Genomic DNA, 20569 nt, shown 5'->3' on the forward strand with positions numbered 1-20569 from the left:
GGGCATCCCTTTGGCAACGCGCTCCCGCAAACCCACCCAATTCGGGGAGCGGGCTGCGATACTTCGCCACTCTCCGCCACCCGGCACCCCCACATTGTTTGACGTACGTCACATGTCGACGGCGGATGATCTCCGGCATCCTGAGCGCTGACTGCCGCTGCCGGGCAGCCCAGAGCCGCGACGGAGGGGACTCCACTATGGCCGACACCGTGCTCTACGACGTGACCGACGGACTCGCGACGATCACGCTCAACCGCCCCGACGCGATGAACGCGATGAACACGGAGGCGAAGGTCGCGCTCCGGGACGTCCTGAAGGAGGCCGCCGCCGACCCCGCCGTGCGCGCCGTGCTGCTCACCGCCACCGGGCGCGCCTTCTGCGTCGGGCAGGACCTCAAGGAACACATCGCCCTGCTGGCCGAGGACCGGGAGACCGGCGCCGGGCGCACCATGAACACCGTGCGGGAGCACTACAACCCCATCGTCACGGCGCTGGCCGGGATGCCCAAGCCGGTGGTGGCCGGCGTCAACGGGGTCGCCGCGGGTGCCGGCGCGGGCTTCGCGCTGGCCGCCGACTACCGGGTGGTCGCCGACACCGCCTCCTTCAACACCTCGTTCGCGGGCGTCGCGCTGACCGCGGACTCCGGGGTGTCCTGGACGCTGCCGCGGCTGATCGGCCACGGCCGGGCCGCCGACCTGCTGCTCTTCCCGCGCTCGATCGGAGCCTCGGAGGCCCACGACCTGGGCATCGCCAACCAGGTCGTCCCGGCCGACGAACTCGCCGACACGGCCGCCGCGGTGGCCCGCCGGCTGGCCGAGGGCCCGACCGCCGCCTACGCCGCGATCAAGGAGTCGCTGGCCTTCGGCGCCGGGCACGGGCTCGTCGAGACCCTCGAAAAGGAGGACGAGCTCCAGGTCCGGGCCGGGGCCTCGGGCGACCACCACCGCGCCGTGGCCGCGTTCGTCAACAAGGAGAAGCCGGTCTTCGAAGGACGGTGACCGGGCGGACGGCGGCGCCGGACCCGGCGCTCTTGACGGGCGACGGGCCCGGCTGCGGCACCTCCTGGCGGCAGCCGGGACGTCAGCCGACCGCCGCGTCCACCGCCGCACGGACGTGGCAGTCCGCGAGGTGGTCGTTGACCAGGCCGCACGCCTGCATCATGGCGTAAGCGGTGGTGGGGCCGACGAACCGGAAGCCGCGCTTCTTGAGGTCCTTGGCGAGGGCGGTGGACTCCTCGGTGACCGGCTGCACGTCGCCGGTGCTGCGCGGCACCGGGCGGCCGGCCCGGGTCGGCGCGTAGGACCAGATCAGGGTGTCGAGCTCGCCGGGGGCCAGCGCGGCGGCGACCTTGGCGTTGGCGATCGTCGCGGTGATCTTGGCGCGGTTGCGGATGATGCCCGGGTCGGCGAGCAGCCGCCCGGCGTCCTCGTCGGTGAACCGCGCCACCTCGGCGATCCGGAAGCCCGCGAACGCGGCGCGGAAGCCCTCGCGGCGCCGCAGGATGGTGATCCAGGACAGCCCGGACTGGAACGCCTCCAGGCTCATCCGCTCGAAGAGCGCGTCGTCGCCGTGGACCGGCCGGCCCCATTCGGTGTCGTGGTAGGCGCGGTAGTCCGCCATCCGCTCCGACTCCATGCCCCACGGGCAGCGCGGGACCCCGTCGGGGGCCGTCACCACTCCGGTCATGCCCGGTCCTCCCCTTCTCCCGACGGCGCCTCGCCGTCCTCGTGCTCGGTCGCCTCCGGGCGTCCGGGCTCCCCGGCCGGTCCGGACCCGGGCGGAAGGTCCGCCACCAGTCCGGCGCCGCCCATCGCCGAGGCGTTGGCACCGGCCAGGGCCGCCTCCAGCTCGGCGATCCGGGCGTCCCGCTCGGCCAGCTCGGCGCCGAGGCGGTCCAGCACGTCGTCGACGTCGTCCATGCGGTATCCGCGGACGGCCACCGGCAGCCGGACGGCCTCCACGTCGGCCCGGGCCAGCGGGCGGTCCTGGGGCAACGGGTCGTGGAGCGCCGCAGGCTCGGCGTCGCGCAGCCCGCCGCCCTCTCCGCCGGCGTCACCTCCGCCGACGACGACCAGCGTGACCGCGGCCACCACCACGACCATCGCGATCAGCATGAACCAGAACACGACCATCTCCCCGGACTTCAAGTGCCTGCACCGATCGTGCCATGCGGGTCTGACAGTTAGGGTCGCCCCCGGACCATGGAGAGGGAGTCAAGGGAATGCTGCGGCTGGGAAAACGCGAGTTCGGAGCGCATGAACCGGTGATCATGGCGATCGTCAACCGGACGCCGGACTCCTTCTACGACCAGGGCGCGACGTTCCGCGACGAACCCGCCCTGCACCGCGTGGAGCAGGCGATCGCCGACGGGGCCGCGATCATCGACGTCGGTGGCGTCAAGGCCGGTCCGGGCGAGGAGGTGGACGCCGCCGAGGAGGCCCGCCGCACGGTGGGGTTCGTGGCCGAGGTGCGGCGCCGCCACCCCGACGTGGTGATCAGCGTGGACACCTGGCGGCACGAGGTCGCCGAGGCGGTCTGCGAGGCCGGTGCGGACCTGCTCAACGACGCCTGGGGCGGCGTCGATCCGCGCCTCGCGGAGGTCGCCGCGCGGTTCGACGTGGGCCTGGTGTGCACCCACGCGGGCGGCGCCGAGCCGCGCACCCGGCCGCACCGGGTGGCGTACGACGACGTGATGGCCGACGTCCTGCGGGTCACGCTCGGACTGGCCGAGCGGGCCGCGGCGTTGGGCGTGCGCCGGGACGGCATCCTGATCGACCCGGGGCACGACTTCGGGAAGAACACCCGGCACAGCCTGGAGGCGACCCGACGGCTCGGCGAGATGGCGGAGACCGGCTGGCCGGTGCTGGTCTCGCTGTCCAACAAGGACTTCGTCGGCGAGACGCTCGACAAGCCGGTCAAGGAGCGGGTGCTGGGCACCCTGGCGACCACCGCGGTCTCCGCCTGGCTCGGTGCCCAGGTCTACCGCGTCCACGAGGTCGCCGAGACCCGTCAGGTGCTGGACATGGTGGCCTCGATCGCCGGCCACCGGCCGCCGGCGGTCGCCCGCCGCGGCCTGGCGTAGCGCCGTTCCCGCCGGCGGCGGGGAACCCCCCTCGGGGGCGTGGGAACGGATCCCCTAGGGGTCGCCCGCGCCCCCTGCGGGCCACAACGGCGCGGGCGCGGGCGGTGTTCCCCTCTCCGCGGCGGACCGGGGCGCCGGATCACGGCCGACCGGGACCAGACCCCGACTGCCCGGGACTAGATCCCGACCTCCTTTGTCACCAGCGCGATCGCCTCGTCCACGTCGTCGCTGAGGTGGAACAGCTCCAGGTCGTGCGGCGACGCCTTGCCCTGGGCGATCACGGTCTCGCGCAGCCAGGAGACCAGCCCGCTCCAGTAGTCCGAGCCGAAGAGCACGATCGGGAAGCGGGTGACCTTGCGGGTCTGGACGAGGGTCAGCGCCTCGAAGAGCTCGTCGAGGGTGCCGAGTCCGCCGGGGAGGACGACGAACCCGCGTGCGTACTTCACAAAACACGTCTTCCGGACGAAGAAGTAGCGGAAGTCGACCCCGAGGTTGACGTACGCGTTCATGCCCTGCTCGAAGGGCAGCTCGATGCCGAGCCCGACGGAGGTGCCGCCGGCCTCGAAGGCGCCCTTGTTGGCCGCCTCCATGGCGCCCGGGCCACCGCCGGTGATCACCGAGAAGCCGGCCTTCACCAGCGCCGCGCCGATCCGCACCCCGGCGTCGTACTCCGCCGTGCCGCGCGGGGTGCGGGCCGAACCGAAGACGCTGACGGCCGGGCCCAGCTCGGCCAGCGCGCCGAAGCCCTCGACGAACTCCGACTGGATGCGCATCACGCGCCAGGGATCGGTGTGCACCCACTCGGAGGGACCTTCGGAGTCCAGCAGCCGCTGGTCCGTCGTCGTACCCGTCTGCACCTGGTCGTGCCGGCGCAGTACGGGGCCCAGCCGCTGCTCCTCAGGGCTGTACGCACCCTCGGGGTTGGCCATGACGTGCTCCCTCCGCTGACAGATCGTTTGCCACTTCAGCGTAGATCCGCCGGTGTGGCGCGGAGGGGAATTCGGCGGGTCTCCGGGCGGTCGCCAGCGGGGCTGTCCGGTCCCGGACGGCCCCGCTGACCTGGCACCGCGCGTCCTCAGGCGGTCAGCCAGGCGCGCAGCCGCTCCTCGCAGTGCGCGATGCGGTCGATCGCGACCCGCTCGTCCTTCTTGTGGGCGAGCAGCGCCTCACCGGGTCCGTAGTTGACGGCCGGGACGCCGAGGGCGCTGAAGCGGGAGACGTCGGTCCAGCCGAACTTGGGCTTCGCGCTGCCGCCGACGGCCGTCATGAACGCCTGGGCGGCCGGGTGGGACAGCCCGGGCAACGCCCCCGGGGAGTGGTCGTCGATGACGAACTCGTCCACGGGGCAGTCCGCGAAGACCTCGCGGACGTGGGCCACCGCCTCTTCGGGGGTGCGGTCCGGTGCGTAGCGGAAGTTGACGGTGACGGTGCAGGCGTCCGGGACGACGTTGCCGGCCACGCCGCCCTCGATGCGGACCGCGTTGAGTCCCTCGCGGTACTCCAGGCCGTCGATCACCGGGCGGCGCGGCTCGTAGGCGGCGAGCGTCGCCAGGAGAGGGGCGGCGGCGTGGATGGCGTTGGCGCCCATCCAACTGCGCGCGGAGTGCGCGCGCTCCCCGCTGGTGCGCAGCAGGACCCGGAGGGTGCCCTGGCAGCCGCCCTCCACCTGGCCGTCGGAGGGCTCCAGGAGGACGGCGAAGTCGCCCGCGAGCCAGTCGGGGTGGGCGTCGGCGACCCGGCCGAGGCCGTTGAGGTGCGCGGCGACCTCTTCGTTGTCGTAGAAGACGAAGGTCAGGTCGCGGTTGGGGGCGGGGACGGTGGCGGCCATCCGGAGCTGGACGGCGACCCCCGACTTCATGTCGCAGGTGCCGCAGCCCCACAGGACGCCGTCCTCGTCGAGCCGGGAGGGGACGTTGTCCGCGATCGGCACGGTGTCGAGGTGTCCGGCGAGCACCACCCGCTCCGTGCGGCCCAGGTGCGTGCGGGCGACGACGTTGTTGCCGTACCGGTCGACGGTCAGGTGCGGCAGGGCACGCAGGGCGTCCTCGACGGCGTCGGCGAGGTCCTTCTCGTTGCCGCTCTCGGACGGGAAGTCGACGAGCTGCGCGGTCAGTGCGGCGGCGTCCAGCGACAGGTCAAGGCGGGGGTGAGTGGAGCGCTCCATGGGACCGACCCTATCGGCAGCCCTCGGGTACGTTGTGCTGCGTGTCCGCCCAGCCCGTTTCCCCGGCCCGCCGTGCCCGTCGGTGGCGCACCGCCGCGGCGGTCGCCGTCCTCCTCGGAGTGATCGCGTACCTCTTGGTGCAGTACGTCACCAGCGGCCCCGGGGCACCGCGCTGCACGGTGCGGGTCCAGGGCGACGGGGATCCGTACGAGCTCAGTCCCGAACAGGCCGCGAACGCCGCGACGATTTCCGCGGTGGCGGCCTCGCGCGGGCTTCCGGAGCGGGCGGTGACGATCGCACTGGCAACCGCCATGCAGGAATCCGGACTGCGCAACATCAATTTCGGCGACCGGGATTCGGTGGGGCTTTTCCAGCAGCGTCCTTCGCAGGACTGGGGAACCGTGAAAGAGATCATGGATCCCGTCTATGCGTCCGGGGAGTTCTACCGCCATCTGGTGAAAGTTCCCGGCTATTCGCGACTGCCTTTGACCGTTGCCGCACAGAAGGTGCAACGCAGTGGCTATCCGCAGGCGTACGCGAAGCACGAGGCGAACGCCGCACTGCTCACGGGGGCGTTGACCGGCCGGAGCGGGGACGTGTTGAGCTGCACGGTGAGCCACCCGGTGGACGGCGCCGGGCCGGACGGCGCGGCGAAGGTGCGGGAGCAGCTGGTGCGGGAGTTCGGCTCCGGGGTGGTGCCGCGGACCGGGGGCAGCGGCGGGCGGGCGCCGGCGGCGGGCCGCGACCTGACCGTGCCGGTGCGGCCCGACGCGTACGCGACGGCGACCGACGACGCCGCGCAGCGCGGCTGGCAGTTGGCGAACTGGGCCCTGGCGCACGCCGCCGACCTGCACATCGACCGGATCACCTACGCCGGGCGGACGTGGACGGCGGCCGACTCGGACAAGGGCTGGCAGGGCCCGGCGGGCGCCGGGGGCGCGGCGGACGCGGTGCGGATCGTCACCGCGCAGTAGCGCGTTTCCCTCTGACGCGCCGGCCGACTTGACCGCCCGGAGCCGCAACCCCCTTTACCGGACCGGTATTTCACCTGGTTGCGACCGTATCCTCGGCCAATTCCCGTGCGTTTAAAGGTCTGTGACGTTTCCGTACGACTTCGGGGCGCGCGCACATTGCTCATCTTTATCCGGGCAGATTATGTGACGCGTTGCCAATTCTTTACCGGAGTTCACCGCAACCTTCGGACTCCTGACGCGGTAATCAGGGCGTCCGTCCGCCCGGCGGACATGGCACATCTGTCAGAAGTACGAGTCCTTCTCCGTAAAAGGAGCATCATGTCCCTCCCCGTTACGCGTCGGATCGCCCGAGCCGCCCTGCTGGTCGCAGCAGGCGCCGCTCCCGTGGTCGCTGCGGCCGGATCCGCGAGCGCCGTGAACCTGCCTCCGTCGGGCAGCGAACTGGGCGGGCTGACCACCCTGGACTCCGCGAACACCAGCAAGGCCCTGGACAGCACCGCCCGGACCGGCGTCGGCCTGGTCAACGCGACCGGCAAGGAGGCCGCCGAGACCCTCGCGCCCGCACTGGTGCGCACCCTCGCCCCGGTCGTCGAGGAGGCCGCGCCGTTCACCCAGGAGACCGCCCGCAAGGCGGAGGGCATGGCCCGTCCGGTGGCGAGGAAGGGCATCTCCACCAACTCGCTGGCCGCCGACGCCGTCAAGAAGCTGGTCGGTGCGCCCCAGGGGGCGCAGACGCCGGTGCACGGCCTGATCGGCGGGATGCCGATCGGCCGCTGACGCGCCGAGACGCCGCGCGACGACGCGGGGGCCCGGGGAACTGCTCTCCCCCGGGCCCCCGCGCGCGTCGGTCGGATCAGTGACTCATGCGGCCAGGCGGCGCACCGCGGCGGCCACCCGCTCGTCGGTGGCGGTGAAGGCGATCCGCACGAACCGCTCCCCCGCGGTGCCGTAGAAGTCGCCGGGGGCGACCAGGATGCCGCGCTCGGCGAGGTCGCGGACGGTGTCCCAGCAGGGTTCGTCGCGGGTCGCCCAGAGGTAGAGCGACGCCTCGCTGTGCTCGATGCGGAAGCCCGCGGCCTCGAAGGCGGTGCGCAGGGCGGCGCGCCGGCGGGCGTAGCGGTCGCGCTGTTCGGCGACGTGCGCGGTGTCGCCCAGCGCCGCGACGGTGGCGGCCTGGACCGGCGCGGCGACCATCATTCCGCCGTGCTTGCGGATCTGCAGCAGCTCGCCGAGGACCGCGGCGTCGCCCAGCAGGAACGCGGAGCGGTAGCCGGCGAGGTTGGAGCGCTTGGACAGCGAGTGGACGGCGACGATGCCGTCGTAGGAGCCGCCGCACACGTCCGGGTGCAGCACGGAGACCGGCTCGGCCTCCCAGCCCAGTTCGAGGTAGCACTCGTCGCTGACGACCAGGACGGCGTGCTCGCGGGCCCAGGCGACGGTGCGGCGCAGCTCGTCGACGGTGAGCACCCGACCGGTGGGGTTGGACGGGGAGTTGAGCCAGAGCAGCTTCAGGCCGGTCGGGTCGAGCTCGGTCGGCTCGTCGTAGACGACCGGTTCGGCGCCGGCCAGGCGGGCACCGACCTCGTAGGTGGGGTAGGCGAGCCGCGGGTAGGCCACCGTGTCGCCGGCGCCCAGGCCCAGCTGGGTCGGCAGCCAGGCGACCAGTTCCTTGGAGCCGACGACCGGCAGCACGTTGGTGTGCGCCAGGTCGGGGGCGCCGAGGCGGTCGGCGGCCCAGCCGGTGAGCGCGTCCCGCAGTGCCGCGGTGCCCCACACCGTCGGATAGCCCGGGCTGTCCGCCGCGTCGGTGAGCGCCTGCCGGACCAGGGCGGGGACCGGGTCGACCGGAGTGCCGACCGACAGGTCGACGATGCCGTCGGCGTGCGCGGCGGCGGTCGCCTTGTACGGCTCCAGGCGGTCCCAGGGGAAGGCGGGCAGCCGGTCGCGGAGGGACGCGCCGGACGGGTGGCGGGAGGAGACTGCGCCCACGGTGCTCTCTTTCTCGTACGGGGTGGCGCGGGGGACGTCGGCGTGCGAAAACGCATCGGTCCCGTACGGCGGGTGGGCCGTACGGGACCGGGCGGCGCCGTGCGGCCTTCCCCAGCTCACGCCGGGGCTACCCCCGGCGGCCTCGGAGGTGCGAGGGAGCGGGCCGGCTCCCTTCCGCCCCTCCGGGGGGTGATCAGTGGTCCTGGTTCTGCGGCGGCAGTGCGGCGACGAACGGGTGGTCGCGCTCGATCAGGCCGAGCTTGCTGGCACCACCCGGGGAGCCGAGCTCGTCGAAGAACTCCACGTTGGCCTTGTAGTAGTCCTTCCACTCCTCCGGGGTGTCGTCCTCGTAGAAGATCGCCTCGACCGGGCAGACCGGCTCACAGGCACCACAGTCGACGCATTCGTCCGGGTGGATGTACAAGGACCGGGAGCCCTCGTAGATGCAGTCGACGGGGCACTCCTCGATGCAAGCCTTGTCCTTGACGTCGACACAAGGCTGCGCGATGACGTAGGTCACGCTGTCGTTCCTCCTCAGTAGGGCCGGCGGACCGGTCGTCGGTACCGCCGCTGGGCGCGCGGGAGCGCGGCGTCGTCGATGCCCGCCACCTAGTATCTCCGTTCCCGGGCACGAGACGAACAAGAGGGGCGGTTACAGAGCGATGGAATTCCTCGCCGGCGGACGCGCGGAGGTCCGGATCACCCATGCTGACGTGGGCAAAAGGGTATCCGTCCGGCGCTTGACCGGGGCCGGGAGCGAGGGGCCGGCCTTCACCGACGCGGTCGGGGTTCTCACATCATGGAACGACGGTGTGTTGAGCATCACACGGCGCGAGGGCGAGTGCGTGCGGATCGAGGAATCCACGCTGGTGGCGGCCAAGGTCGTACCGGCGGCACCGGCCCGGAGGAAGGTCCCGGCGGCCACGGTGCGTGAGCTCCAGACGGTCGCGGCCCGCAGCTGGCCGGCCATCGAGACGGAACGTCTCGGAGAGTGGACTCTGCGGGCGGCCGTCCAGGAGCTTCCTGGCGGAGCGGCGGCCGGGAAGCGGGTGGGCTTCACCCGGCGGGCCAACTCCGCGCTGCCGCTCGGCGACCCCGGTCTGCCCCTGGACGAGGCACTGGCCCGGACCGCCCGGTGGTACACCGACCGGGGGCTGCCCGCCCTGGTGACCGTGGCCACCGGCCGGGCCGACACCGACGAGCGGCTGGACGAGGTGCTGGCCGCCCGCGGCTGGACCGCCGAGGCGCACACCTCCGTGCGGATCGCGGCCCTGGCACCGCTCGCGGACACCGGCGCCGACACCGCGGACGTGCAGCTGTCGCGGCAGCCGGACGCCGACTGGCTGACCCTCTACAACCGGGCCGGCACGCCCACGCCCGAGGCGCGGGCGGTGCTGACCGGCGGCCCCTCGGTGTGGTTCGCCCGGGTGCCGACGCCGGACGGCGGCACCGCGGCGATCGGGCGGCTGGTCGTCGACGGGCGCTGGGCGGGCTTCGCCGCGGTGGAGACCGCGCCCGACCTGCGGCGCCGGGGCCTGGCGTCCCGGGTGATGGCGGCCCTCGCCGAGCGGGCGCTGACGGAGGGTGCCTCAGCGGCGTACCTCCAGGTAGAGAGGGACAACGCGGGCGCTCTGGCGCTGTACGACGGGATGGGGTTCGTCGAACACCACGGCTATCACTACCGACGCGGCCCGGCGGGCGGCGGGGTCGGCGCCTGAGGGGGTGTCCGTTCGACATGGGTGAGCGTGCGGAGCGCGGGGAGCCGGAGCGGGACGCGGCGCGCGAGGAGCGACGGCGGCAGTTCGCGGCGGCGGCCCGCGAGGAACGGCCGGACCTCGCGCTGCTGTGCCTGCTGATCGGCGCCGAGGCCGACCCGGCCCTGGACGAGGCCGGCATCGACGCGGCACAGATCGAACTGGACCGGCTCGCCGGCCTGCTGCCCTACGCCCCGGCCGGGTCCGCGGCGGGCCACCCCGGCCGCAGCGGACCGGAGGTCTGGGCCCGCAACCTCGCCGCGCTGCTCGGCGCCCGGGAGGGCTTCGGCGGCTCGCCCGCCGACTACCGCAGGCTGGAGTCGTCGCTGCTGCACCAGGTGCTGCGGCGGCGGCGCGGGCTGCCGATCCTGCTGTCGGTGGTCTGGATGGAGGTCGCCCGGCGGGCCGGGGCGCCGGTGTACGGGGTGGCGCTGCCGGGGCACTTCGTGATCGGCCTGGGCGATCCGCGCGGGCGGCACGTGCTGGCCGACCCCTTCGGGGGCGGGCGGCTGCTCACCGACCAGGACGCGGCGATGATCGTCGCGGGGGCGAGCGGTGCCGCGCTCTCGCCGGGGATGCTGGCGCCGGCCGGCCCGTTGGAGGTCGTCCAGCGCATCCTCAACAACATCCGGGCCTGGGCCCAGGCCCGCCCGGAGCACAGTGCGGTCCAGTTGTGGGCGCTGGAGCTGTCGTTGCTGCTGCCCAGCCATCCGGCGCGGCTGCGCCACGAGCGGGCGCAGCTCCTGGTCGAGCGGGGCGAGTTCCTGGCCGGGGCGGCCGAGTTGGAGGAGTACGCGCGGGTGCTGGAGCCGGTCCAGCCGGCCGCCGCGACCGCGCTGCGCCGGGAGGCCGGGGCGGCCCGGGCCCGGCTGAACTGAGCGGGCGGCGGGGCCCGCCCCCTCAGGCCGCCGCGGACCGGGCCGGTGCCGGCGCGGCGTCGTGCACCGGGGCCCGGCGGACCACCAGCAGCGTCGCGTCGTCCTTGAGGTCGCCGCCGGTGAAGTGCTCCAGGTCGGCGCGCAGGGTGCGGGCCAGTTCGGCGGGCTCCAGGTCGATCCAGGCGGCGATCCGCTCGGCCAACGGGTAGAAGCGGCCGTCGCCGCCGCGGGCCTCGGTGACGCCGTCCGTGCACAGCACCGCCCAGTCGTGGGGCTCGGGCTGGATGCGGACGCTGCGGCGGGGCTCGTTGCTGAGCCCGCCGAGCCCCAGCGGGAGCCCGCCCTCCCCGTCGGAGCGCTCGTGGACGACGCCGTCGCGCACCAGGTAGTACGGGATGTGCCCGCAGGACAGCAGCCGGGCCCGGCCCGCGCCGCGGACCTCCACCAGCAGTGCGGTGACGAAGCGCTCGTCGGTGCCCTCCTCGGCGGAGCGGGCGTTGTAGCGGGTCAGGGCCTGTTCCATCCGGCCGGCGACCCCCTCCAGCGACTCCTGGTACTGCGCCGCCTCGCGGAACGACGCGAGCACCTCCAGGCCCGCGCCGATCGCCGGCATGCCCTTGCCCTGGACGTCGCCGATCAGCAGCCGCAGGCCGTGCGGGGTGTTGACGGCCTCGTAGATGTCGCCGCCGACCCGGGCGCCCTCCTGCGCGGACACGTAGAAGCCGTACGCCTCCAGCGGTCCGGCCCGCAACGGCAGCTCGCGCAGCATGGCCCGCTGCACGGTGTCGGCGACCAGGGTGGTGCGGGCGTGCAGCGCCTCGCGTTGGAGCCGGGTACGGCACAGCACCAGCGCGAAGACGCCCACCAGGAACGCGCCGAAGACGCCGACGACCCGACTGGCCGGGGCCCAGTCGGGCACCGTCAGCAGGTCGACGTAGGTGAGCGAGACGACGTAGACGACGGCCACCAGCAGCGTGCGGGGGTACGAGCAGCGCAGCGCGGCGACCAGCGGGGCGATCCCCATGAACGCGGAGATGTGCAGCTCAGGGCCGGTCGTGGCGTCGACGGTCGCGACGACCAGGATGGCGAGGATCAGCAGCACGGGGGCGACGAGGCCGCCCTCTGCGGGGCGCTGGGCTGGCATGACACTTCAAGCCTGCGGGACGTTGCGCGGGCGCGCACAGGGGCGAAGGTCCACCCGCCCCGGGCGAAGGTCCCGGGAGCGGTGCCGGTGGTGCGGGCCCGCCAGCGGCCGGACGGAGGGCGGGACGCGAGGGGCGGGAGGGTCAGAGCCAGCCCTTGTCGCGGGCCGTGCGGACCGCCTCGGCGCGGTTGCGGGCGCCGGTCTTCTGGATGGCGAGCGAGAGGTAGTTGCGGACGGTGCCCTGCGAGAGGTGCAGCGCGGCGGCGATCTCGGCGTTGGTGGCGCCGTCGGCGGCGGCGTGCAGCACCTCGCGCTCGCGGTCGGTCAGCGGGCTGGCGCCGTCGGCCAGGGCGGCCGCCGCCAGCACGGGGTCGATGACCCGCTCCCCGTCCAGCACCCGGCGCACCGCGTCCGCGAGCCGGGCCGCCGGGGCGTCCTTGACCAGGAAGGCGTCCGCGCCGGCCTCCATCGCCCGGCGCAGGTAGCCGGGGCGGCCGAAGGTGGTGAGGATGACGACCTTCACGCCGGGCAGTTCGTCGCGCAGCCGGGCCGCGGCGTCCAGGCCGCTCAGGCCCGGCATCTCGATGTCCAGCAGTGCGACGTCGACGTCGTGGGCCCGCGCCTGCGCGAGGACCTCGTCGCCGCGCGCCGCCTGGGCGACGACCTCCAGGTCGCCCTCCAGGGACAGCAATGCCGCCAGCGCCTCCCGGACCATGGACTGGTCCTCCGCCAGCAGCAACCTGATCATGCGGGCCAGCTTACGGCCTGGGACGGCCGCGGCGGCCCGGAACCGGTGCGAGCGGTGACCGGGGGCGGTCCCGACCGGACGGGAGGCGTCGACCGGGCCTAGGCCGGCCCGTTCACCGGCTCCGGAGAGGTGTCCGGCACCGGGCTCCGGTCGTCCGGGGAGGCCGCCGGGGTGGTCGCGGGGACGTAGGCGCGCAGCGCGAATCCGCCGGTCCCGGTGGCCTGCCCGGTCTGAAGGTGTCCGTCGGTGAGGGCCAGCCGCTCGCGCAGGCCGGTGAGGCCGTTGCCGTCGTGCTGGCCGCGGAGCGGGCCCTCGCCGTCGTCGGTGACCACGAGGCAGACGTAGCGCCGGTCGTCGGCCTCCCGCTCCTCGGTGAGCAGCAGGTCGCAGCGGCGGGCGCCGCTGTGCCGGACGACGTTGGTGACCGCCTCGCGCAGCGCCCAGGCCAGGGCGCCCTCGGTGTCGGCGGTCAGCCCGTGGAACTCGCCCTCCAGCGACGGGTCGACGGTCAGCGCGATGTCGGCGGTGCGCAGTGCGGCGCGCGCGCCCGCCAGCTCCACCGCCAGCCGGGGGCGGCGGTAGCCCGTGACCGCCTCGCGGACGTCGACCAGGGCCTGCCGGCTGACCTGCTCGATGTCCGCGACCTGCCGGGCGGCGTCCTCGGGGCGGTCGGGCAGCATCCGCCCGGCCAGCTCGCTCTTGAGGGTTATCAGGGAGAGCGAGTGCCCCAGGAGGTCGTGCAGGTCGCGGGCGAGCCGCAGCCGCTCCTCGTTGGCGGCGAGGCGGGCGACCTCCTCCCGCGCGACGCGCAGCTCCTGGCTGGTGCGGACGAGGTTCTGCACGCCGATCATGACGAAGCCGCTGCCGAGGGCGGGGAGCGCGTAGGCGAAGAGGTAGTAGTTGCGGATCTCGGGGTAGTGGGCGCCGATGGCTATCAGCACCACGGTGATGAACGGGATGGCCCAGCGGGAGCGCTGCCAGGGCAGCACCACCGCGGAGGCCACGCTGGTGAAGATGAACAGCACCAGCCAGGAGTAGCCCAGCGTCCAGGTCAGGGCGACGGACAGCGCCAGCATCACGCCCAGCGGGGCGTACCGCAGCGAGACGGGCGGCTTCTGCCACATGTGGCGGAAGATCAGGACGAGGTAGGCGAGGACGAAGAGCGTGAGGCCGACGGCGCCCCAGACCCGCTGCGCGGTGGTGAAGGCGTGGCTGGTCAGCTCCGCCACCGGACCGGCGAGGTAGAGCAGCCAGACGCCGACCCACATCGACTTGCCGAGGGCCTGGCGGCGGCTGCGCGGGCGCTGCCCGATCAGCACCGGGTTCCGGTCGTCGGCCGCGCTCTTCGTCCGCACCTGTCTCATGCCTTCCGAGTGTCCTTGCGGTACAGCCAGGCTGCACCACCCACGAAGACGACGAGGTAGCCCAGCAGGATCGCCATGTCCTTGACGTGCGGCGCGCCACCGGCCTCGACGGCGGTGCCCAGGGCCGCGTAGGCGTGCGTCGGCAGCCACTCGGAGACGTTCTGCACCCACTGCGGCAGCAGCGTCATCGGCATCCACAGGCCGCCGAGGAAGGCCAGCGCGAAGAAGCAGAGCATGGAGACCGGGCGGACCGCGTCGCCGCTGGCCAGGTAGCCGATGGCGACGCCCAGGGCGGCGAAGACGAAGCTGCCGAGCCAGGTGCCGACGGCGATGGCGATCCACTGCCAGGCTTCGAGGCGGACGCCCTTGACGGCGGCGGCAACGATCATGACCAGCAGGATCGAGGGCAGGCTGACCGTCGCCGCGGCGGCTATCTTGGCGGCGACGTAGCCGCGGCCGGGCAGCGCGGTCAGCCGGAGCTGGCGCACCCAGCCCTGTTCGCGCTCCTTGGCGATGCGCTCGCTGTTGCCCAGCAGGACGGCGGTCATGGCGCCGAAGGCGGCCATCGAGACCATGTAGTAGAGCCCCATGTTGAGACCCGTCCCGGGGAGCGGCTTGCTGTCCGCGCCACCGGCGATGATCAGGTACAGCGCCGGCGGGTAGATCACCGAGAAGAACATGAACTTCTTGTTCCGCAGCGCGCGGAGGATTTCGAGCTTGATCAGGGTGGTCATCGGGCCGCCTCCTCGGCGGTGGTGATGGCGATGAACGCCTGCTCCAGGCCGAGGCCGGAGACTTCGAGGTTGCGCAGGTAGAGGCCGAGGCCGTAGAGGGCGTGCACGGTGGCGTCCGCGTCCTGGGACTGGATGCGGACGGTGCTGCCGGAACCGGCGTGGGACACCGTCAGGGAGGTGAGGTGCGGCAGCGCCTCCAGCGCGCCGCGGTCGGCCGCCCCCTCCAGGTCGAAGGTGATCCGGCGGGCGCCGGCCCGGGCCTTGATCTCGGCGGAGGTGCCGTCGGCCAGCACCCGGCCGCGGTGCAGCACGATCACCCGGTCGGCGATCTCGTCGGCCTCTTCCAGATAGTGCGTGGCGAAGAGGACCGTGCGGCCCTCGTCGGCCTGGCGGCGCATCGCGCCCCAGAACGTCTGCCGGGAGGAGACGTCCATGCCGGTGGTGGGCTCGTCCAGCACGATGAGGTCGTTGGCGCCAGCGGTGGCCAGGGCGAACCGCACCCGCTGCTCCTGGCCGCCGGAGAGCTTGCCGACCACCCGGTCGGCGATGTCCGTGATGCCGGCGGCGGCCAGGATCTGGTCCACCGGATAGCCGTGCGGGTGCAGGTCGCGGGCGAGCCGGACCAGCTCCCGGACCTTGACGCCCTCCATCAGGCCGCCGCTCTGGAGCATCGCGCCGACCTTGCCCAGCTGGATGGCGCGCTGCGGGGTGGTGCCGAACAGGGAGACCGATCCGGTGTCGGGGGTGCGCAGGCCGAGGAGCAGGTCGAGGGTGGAGGACTTGCCGGCGCCGTTGGGGCCGAGGAGAGCGACGGTCTCGCCGGGGTGCAGCTCCAGGTGCAGATCGGCCACCGCGCGCACCGCGCCGTAACTCTTGCTGACCCCCTGGAAGCTGACCACCGGTGCCCGTCCCGCGTCGGCCGCGGTGGTGGCTGGGGTGGTAGCTGTCGTCGTCATGTCGTTCAGCCTGCCGGATCGTCGGGCCGGGCGGCAGTGTCAGGTGTCCGCAAGGCGGTATGACAGATGTCATGGGTGAGGCCCCCTAGGGGAATCCCTGAGGACTCGCCCGAGAGGGCCTCTGACCTGTGCTTCTGCTGAACCTGCGGCGGCCGGACCAGCCGCCGCGGGGGGCTCAGCTGCCGTTGGTCGCGATGGTCTGCACGCGCTCGGCGGGGGTCTTGCCGAGCAGTGCCTTGCCCACCGCGCCGGCCACCTCCTCGACGCTGACCGGGTGCTTGGTCCCGTCGCCCTTGGTCACCATGACGTTGTCGAAGGTGTTGCCGTAGAGCTCCTTGAGCGCCGGCCGGTCGTAGTACGGCACCAGCTCGCCGCTGATGATCTTGAACGACAGGAACTTCGGGATGGACTTCTGCGGGCTGAAGGAGACCGTGTGCCCGGGGTCCGTCCGGACCGTGATCAGCCCGGACATCGCCGGCTCGGCGAACTGCTGGAGCGCCTTGTCCACCGCGGCCTTGCTGACCTTGGGCTGCTGGGTGGTGGCGGCGAGGACCACGGGGGTGTCGCCGCCGGTGCTGACGCGGTTGAGGTAGGCCGCGGCGATCTTGTCCTCGGAGGCGGCGACGTCGATCGCCTTGTGGGGCGCGCCGTAGTGGGGCACCGCCTTGCCGTTCTCGAACGTGATCCCGCCGTCCATCTCGGCGTTGGCCGGTCCGGTCACGCCCTGGAGCGCGATCGCCAGCTTCTCCTTGTCGGTGATCACCGCGGGCTGGGCGGTGCGCTTGACGCCGAAGAGCGAGCCCACGACGGAGATCGGGTTGTAGTCCCGACCGGACGCGTTGCGGACCGTGGCCTGGAGGTCGACGTCCAAGCCCGCCCGGGCCGGCAACAGGGTCTCGGACTTGCCGTCCACAGTGATCTTGAGCGGCGCGGAGCGGCGGTCCTTGAGGGCGGTCTCCAGCTTCTTGACCGCGTCATCCTTGGAGCTGCCGCCGATGTCCACCCCCAGGGCGGTGGTGTTGTTGGGAACGTCGGAGTGGTCGAGCAGCAGCCCGGCGCCGTAGGCGACACCGGCCAGGACGACGACCGCGACGCCGATCAGCACCAGCTTGTTGCGGCCCTTCTTGGGCGGGTTGATCGGCTCGGGGATCTTGGGTCGCGGCTTGGCGGCGGCACCGTCCTCGTCGCTGCCGGACGCCCCGGCGAACGGGGTGGCGGCCGACGGGCCGTCCTTCCCCGGCACCTTGGGGATGCCGCTGACGAGGGTGTCGCCGGACAGCCGGCCACCCGGGCCGCCGCTCTTGGGGCCGGTCCCGGCCGCCGGGCCCTTGGGGCCGCCGTTGGCCAGGCCGCCCGCGATGCCGCCGGTCACGCCGGGGCCACCACCGGAGCCGGCGGACGGCGCCGGCGGCTGCGGGGTGAGCTCGGCGGTGTCGTCGCTGAGTCGGCCCGCGGCGCTCTTGCCGGCGCTGGGGTCGCTGAAGCCGGGCGGGAGGTCGAATGCCGAGTCGCCGCGCGCCGGGCCGGACGTCGGGCCGTTGGGGGCCGTGCCGCCGGCCGGCGCGTCGAACGGGTTGCGGTCGCCGGCGGGCCGGGGCGGCGCGTCGAACGGCGAGCCGCCGCGCGGGCCGCCGTCGAACGGGGACGCCGCAGCGCGGGGACCGCCGTCGAACGGGGAGGGCCCGGTCAACGGGTCGCCGCCGAGGGCGGAGCCGCCCAGGGGGTCGCTGCCCAACGGGTCGCCACCGAGCGGGTCGCCGCCCAGGGGACCGCCGCCCAACGGGTCGCCGCCGAGCGGGTCGCCGCCGAAGGGCTTGCCGCCCAGGGGGTCACCGCCGAGCGGGTCGCTCCTCAGGGGGTCACTGCCCAGCGGGTCGCTGCCCAAGGGGTCGCTGCCCAGGGGGTCGCTCTCGTAGGGCGAGACGCCCGGCGCGCGGCCGCTCTGCGGGGCCGGTCCGGAGTCCGTCGGCGCGTCCGAGAAGTAGGGGAGGTCCAGGCGCGGCGCGGACGCCCCGCCGGGCGCGCCGGGAGTTCCCGGTGCCGGGGCGGCGTCGGCGGCCGACGGCTTCCCACCGGTCTGGCCCTGCGGCTTGCGCGGCGAGAACCAGTCGCTGGTCGTCTTCTCCTTGGGGGCGGCGGGTGCCTCCTCCGCCTCCTCCGGCCGCGGCGTCTCCGCCGTGCGTTCGGCGGGCCTCTCACCGCCGAAGGCGGGACCGGACGGCCCCCGGGAACCGGACGGGCCGGCGGAACCGCCGGGTGCAGCCGATGCGTTCATGCCGGACTCCTCACCGACGGGCTTGCGCACGACGACCGGCGGGATGGGGCGGGACCCCGGAATGTTGATCTTGATCCGCGTCGTCAGCGTGGTCTCGGTTTTGGGTTCCTCCGGCCGGTCCGCGGCTCCGCTTCCCGGCGCCTCGCCGGCTTCTCCCCTGGGCGAACCGTAGGGCGGTGTCCCCGACGGGTACACGGCTCCGCCGCGGCCCCGGGGGCCGGAGGACGAACTGTCAGATTCACGACTCAAAGCAGGTTCTCCCGGTTGGCTCCGCCGCTCGTCAGAGATGATCCCCGGCCTCAGGCCGGCAAGTGCCCCCAGGGCGGCGCGGCGGCGCGCACCACCATACTGGCCGCCGCCGGCCGACACTCTGGGTGCGCCGGAACACCGCCCCGCCGGCGGCCGCTCCGCAAACGCGGGCGGGCCCCCGGAAGCCCGCGGCATCCGTCCCGGTATGGACCACGTCATCCGCCAACTCGGCCCCGGGGTACGCCCGCAGCGCGCAGTTGGTTCCCGGTGGCACAGATCACAGCGATCACGATGCCGCCCAGCAGGAAGCCGTACGAGCCGAGCCCCGGCCCGAACAGGAAATCGCCCTCCGGACGCACGTCGCTGAGCAACAGGAACACCGTCACCAGCCAAGCGGCGCCGGGCACCAGCACCCCGCCCGCCGTGCCGGTGGCCCGCGCGCCCCCGTAGAAGAGGCCGACGAGACCGGCCAGGGCCAGCAGCAACCCGCCCGGGAACCAGGCCGCTTGGAGGAGCGTGCCGGCGAACGCGACGAGAACGGCCACGACCAACAGCAGGACGTACAGGCCCACCCGGCCCGGCGTCAGCGGTGCACCGGCCGCCGGATGGCGCGTCGGTGGTGCGGGGGTGCCGCCGCGCGGGGCGGCCGCGCCACTGCCGGACGCCCGCGTCCGCCGTCCGCCGTCCGCATCGGCGCCGCCGTTGCGGCCGCCGCCCTTGCCCGTGGCCCCGCCACCCTTGGACGTCGTCATTCCGCCGCCTCCTCACTGCGGGTCCGCGGCTGCGCACCCGTCGACGTGGCCGACTCCCCGACGCCGGCGAAGAGATCGTCCTCGCGTCCCGCCCCGGCCGGGCCGGGCGTCCCGTGCACCAGCCGGTAGTGCTCGGCGGCGAACAGGGGCTGCCCGAGGTCGTTGGAGAGCGCGAAGAACGCGCCGTCGACCACGACCTGCGTCACGTGTGCGCGCATCGCCGCGGCCTTCGCGTCCGCGTACCCGCCCGGGCCGGCGATCGTCGAGGTGACCGCGTCGTCCGGAACCACGCCCGGCACGTCGTCCACCGCGGCGACCCCGGCGAAGCCGTGACCGGCCGCGTGCACCGCGGCGAGGCCCGCCTCGACCTCCGAGCGGGGGTTGCAGTTCCAGTAAATCTTTTCGATCGCATACGCGCTGCCGAGGTCCGGGCGGAAGTCCGCCCGTGCGGCCAGCTCCGCGGCCCGTACGGCGACCCGGTGGGCCTGGATGTGGTCGGGGTGGCCGTATCCGCCATTCGGGTCATAGGTGACGAGGACCTGGGGGCGGACCTCGCGGATGACGGCCACCAGGTGGGCCGCCGCCTCGTCCACCGGCGCCTGCCAGAAGCAGTCCGGTCGGTCGTTCTGCGGCGCGCCCATCATCCCGGAGTCCCGGTAGCGGCCGGGGCCGCCGAGGAAGCGGTGGTCACCGACCCCGAGGGCGGCCATCGCCGCGGCCAGCTCGTGGACGCGGTGCGGGCCCAGGGCGTCGTCGCGGTCCGGTGTGAGGTGGGCGAGCGCGGGCGGGATGACCTCGCCCTCCTCGCCGCGGGTGCAGGTCACCAGGGTGACCAGCGCGCCTTCGGCCGCGTACTTCGCCATGGTGGCGCCGTTGTTGATCGACTCGTCGTCCGGGTGCGCGTGCACCAGGAGGAGACGGCGGGTGGGGAGGTCACTGCGCCGCGCAGCACCTCCGCCCGCGGGGGCCGGGACAGGGTGGGACGTCATGCAGACAGCCTACGAGCCGCCCACCGTGCCCTCCGCAGCCGCTCGCCGGCCGTCGGCCGGGGCGCCCCGCGGGAGCGCGGGGCGGGGCGGCGCGGGCCGACCGGGGTGGGGCGGAACGCTCAGAACTTGATGCCGCCGAGCATCCCCGCGACGTTGGTCGTCAGGGTCTTGATCGTCGGGGCGATGGACGAGCTGGCCAGATAGAAGCCCAGCAGCATACAGACAAAGGCATGCACCGCCTTCAGCCCGGACTTCCTGATCAGCAAGAAGACGATGATCGCCAGCAGCACCACCGCCGAAATCGAGAGTGCCACGGCGGCTCACCTCCAAGTACTCATGGTCCGGACAGAGTTGACGGTACGTGAGTCGACGGATCGACGCCACGCACCCGGGTATGCCAAGGGCTCTTTACCCCGTACCCCCTACGCGCAAGGGATCATAACTTTCCGTCCTTGCGCATAAGTCGGTGCACCGGAGCACGGTGGGGGCGCACGCCGTTTTCCACAGCCACGCGCCG

General features: G+C 73.6%; 21 protein-coding genes. 6 read left to right on the plus strand and 15 right to left on the minus strand.

The window, feature by feature from the left end:
- Window positions 1-197: 197 nt before the first annotated feature.
- Window positions 198-998, plus strand: coding sequence for an enoyl-CoA hydratase-related protein (locus tag ACLJT4_RS00995; protein WP_411120536.1), 801 nt, complete (start codon window positions 198-200; stop codon window positions 996-998).
- Between the two features lie 82 nt (window positions 999-1080).
- On the opposite strand, the gene ACLJT4_RS01000 is transcribed toward ACLJT4_RS00995, so the two are convergent.
- Window positions 1081-1686, minus strand: coding sequence for a DNA-3-methyladenine glycosylase I (locus ACLJT4_RS01000; protein WP_411120537.1), 606 nt, complete (start codon window positions 1684-1686; stop codon window positions 1081-1083).
- Complete coding sequence (locus ACLJT4_RS01005) at window positions 1683-2126, minus strand: DivIVA domain-containing protein (protein WP_411120538.1); 444 nt, start codon at window positions 2124-2126, stop codon at window positions 1683-1685. Before ACLJT4_RS01005 ends, ACLJT4_RS01000 begins: the two co-directional genes overlap by 4 nt.
- A gap of 95 nt (window positions 2127-2221) precedes the next feature.
- On the opposite strand from ACLJT4_RS01005, the gene folP reads away from it, so the two are divergent.
- Window positions 2222-3082: a dihydropteroate synthase gene (gene folP, locus ACLJT4_RS01010; protein ID WP_411120539.1), complete on the plus strand. Its 861-nt coding sequence runs from the start codon at window positions 2222-2224 to the stop codon at window positions 3080-3082.
- A 176-nt stretch (window positions 3083-3258) separates the two neighbouring features.
- Here folP and ACLJT4_RS01015 read toward each other — a convergent pair whose 3' ends face one another.
- Window positions 3259-4011 carry a TIGR00730 family Rossman fold protein gene (locus ACLJT4_RS01015; protein ID WP_016573349.1) on the minus strand — a complete coding sequence of 251 codons (753 nt, stop codon included), beginning with the start codon at window positions 4009-4011 and terminating at the stop codon, window positions 3259-3261.
- Window positions 4012-4157: 146 nt separating this feature from the next.
- Window positions 4158-5246: a succinyl-diaminopimelate desuccinylase gene (dapE, locus tag ACLJT4_RS01020; protein WP_411120540.1), complete on the minus strand. Its 1089-nt coding sequence runs from the start codon at window positions 5244-5246 to the stop codon at window positions 4158-4160.
- Window positions 5247-5287: 41 nt separating this feature from the next.
- Here dapE and ACLJT4_RS01025 point away from each other — a divergent pair, with 41 nt between their 5' ends.
- Together ACLJT4_RS01025 and ACLJT4_RS01030 are read left to right on the plus strand one after the other, a co-directional pair.
- Complete coding sequence (locus tag ACLJT4_RS01025) at window positions 5288-6220, plus strand: heavy metal transporter (RefSeq protein WP_411120541.1); 933 nt, start codon at window positions 5288-5290, stop codon at window positions 6218-6220.
- A gap of 318 nt (window positions 6221-6538) precedes the next feature.
- Window positions 6539-6997, plus strand: coding sequence for a hypothetical protein (locus ACLJT4_RS01030; RefSeq protein ID WP_016573352.1), 459 nt, complete (start codon window positions 6539-6541; stop codon window positions 6995-6997).
- An 84-nt stretch (window positions 6998-7081) separates the two neighbouring features.
- Here the strand turns inward: ACLJT4_RS01030 and dapC are convergent, their stop codons facing one another.
- Window positions 7082-8209 (minus strand): succinyldiaminopimelate transaminase, encoded by a 1128-nt coding sequence (dapC, locus tag ACLJT4_RS01035; protein WP_411120542.1) that lies wholly within the window; start codon window positions 8207-8209, stop codon window positions 7082-7084.
- 193 nt (window positions 8210-8402) lie between these two features.
- Window positions 8403-8729 carry a ferredoxin gene (fdxA, locus tag ACLJT4_RS01040; RefSeq protein WP_233656896.1) on the minus strand — a complete coding sequence of 109 codons (327 nt, stop codon included), beginning with the start codon at window positions 8727-8729 and terminating at the stop codon, window positions 8403-8405.
- A 142-nt stretch (window positions 8730-8871) separates the two neighbouring features.
- Here fdxA and ACLJT4_RS01045 point away from each other — a divergent pair, with 142 nt between their 5' ends.
- Window positions 8872-9927, plus strand: a complete 1056-nt coding sequence (locus tag ACLJT4_RS01045) for a GNAT family N-acetyltransferase (protein WP_411120543.1) — start codon at window positions 8872-8874, stop codon at window positions 9925-9927.
- A 17-nt stretch (window positions 9928-9944) separates the two neighbouring features.
- A complete protein-coding gene (locus tag ACLJT4_RS01050; protein ID WP_411120544.1) occupies window positions 9945-10841 on the plus strand; it encodes a transglutaminase family protein in 897 nt (298 codons plus the stop codon).
- Between the two features lie 22 nt (window positions 10842-10863).
- On the opposite strand, the gene ACLJT4_RS01055 is transcribed toward ACLJT4_RS01050, so the two are convergent.
- From ACLJT4_RS01055 to ACLJT4_RS01095, 9 genes are all read right to left on the minus strand, one after another.
- Window positions 10864-11985 (minus strand): PP2C family protein-serine/threonine phosphatase, encoded by a 1122-nt coding sequence (locus ACLJT4_RS01055; RefSeq protein ID WP_411120545.1) that lies wholly within the window; start codon window positions 11983-11985, stop codon window positions 10864-10866.
- 142 nt (window positions 11986-12127) lie between these two features.
- The gene (locus tag ACLJT4_RS01060; RefSeq protein ID WP_233656900.1) at window positions 12128-12733 is read right to left on the minus strand and encodes a response regulator transcription factor; all 606 of its coding nucleotides are present in this window, start codon (window positions 12731-12733) and stop codon (window positions 12128-12130) included.
- A 98-nt stretch (window positions 12734-12831) separates the two neighbouring features.
- Window positions 12832-14097 carry a sensor histidine kinase gene (locus ACLJT4_RS01065; protein WP_411120546.1) on the minus strand — a complete coding sequence of 422 codons (1266 nt, stop codon included), beginning with the start codon at window positions 14095-14097 and terminating at the stop codon, window positions 12832-12834.
- Window positions 14094-14831: an ABC transporter permease gene (locus tag ACLJT4_RS01070; RefSeq protein WP_016572730.1), complete on the minus strand. Its 738-nt coding sequence runs from the start codon at window positions 14829-14831 to the stop codon at window positions 14094-14096. The genes ACLJT4_RS01065 and ACLJT4_RS01070 overlap by 4 nt, the downstream gene beginning before the upstream one ends.
- Window positions 14828-15787, minus strand: a complete 960-nt coding sequence (locus ACLJT4_RS01075) for an ABC transporter ATP-binding protein (RefSeq protein WP_411120547.1) — start codon at window positions 15785-15787, stop codon at window positions 14828-14830. The genes ACLJT4_RS01070 and ACLJT4_RS01075 overlap by 4 nt, the downstream gene beginning before the upstream one ends.
- A gap of 175 nt (window positions 15788-15962) precedes the next feature.
- Window positions 15963-18062 carry a hypothetical protein gene (locus ACLJT4_RS01080; protein ID WP_411120548.1) on the minus strand — a complete coding sequence of 700 codons (2100 nt, stop codon included), beginning with the start codon at window positions 18060-18062 and terminating at the stop codon, window positions 15963-15965.
- A 464-nt stretch (window positions 18063-18526) separates the two neighbouring features.
- Window positions 18527-19063 carry a DUF6113 family protein gene (locus ACLJT4_RS01085; protein ID WP_016572733.1) on the minus strand — a complete coding sequence of 179 codons (537 nt, stop codon included), beginning with the start codon at window positions 19061-19063 and terminating at the stop codon, window positions 18527-18529.
- Complete coding sequence (mshB, locus tag ACLJT4_RS01090; RefSeq protein ID WP_411120549.1) at window positions 19060-20052, minus strand: N-acetyl-1-D-myo-inositol-2-amino-2-deoxy-alpha-D-glucopyranoside deacetylase; 993 nt, start codon at window positions 20050-20052, stop codon at window positions 19060-19062. Before mshB ends, ACLJT4_RS01085 begins: the two co-directional genes overlap by 4 nt.
- A 119-nt stretch (window positions 20053-20171) precedes the next feature.
- Complete coding sequence (locus tag ACLJT4_RS01095; protein WP_039633087.1) at window positions 20172-20366, minus strand: hypothetical protein; 195 nt, start codon at window positions 20364-20366, stop codon at window positions 20172-20174.
- Between the last annotated feature and the right edge of the window lie 203 nt (window positions 20367-20569).

Source organism: Streptomyces sp. x-19 (assembly GCF_046549115.1).
GTDB classification, from domain to species: Bacteria; Actinomycetota; Actinomycetes; order Streptomycetales; family Streptomycetaceae; genus Streptomyces; species Streptomyces albulus_C.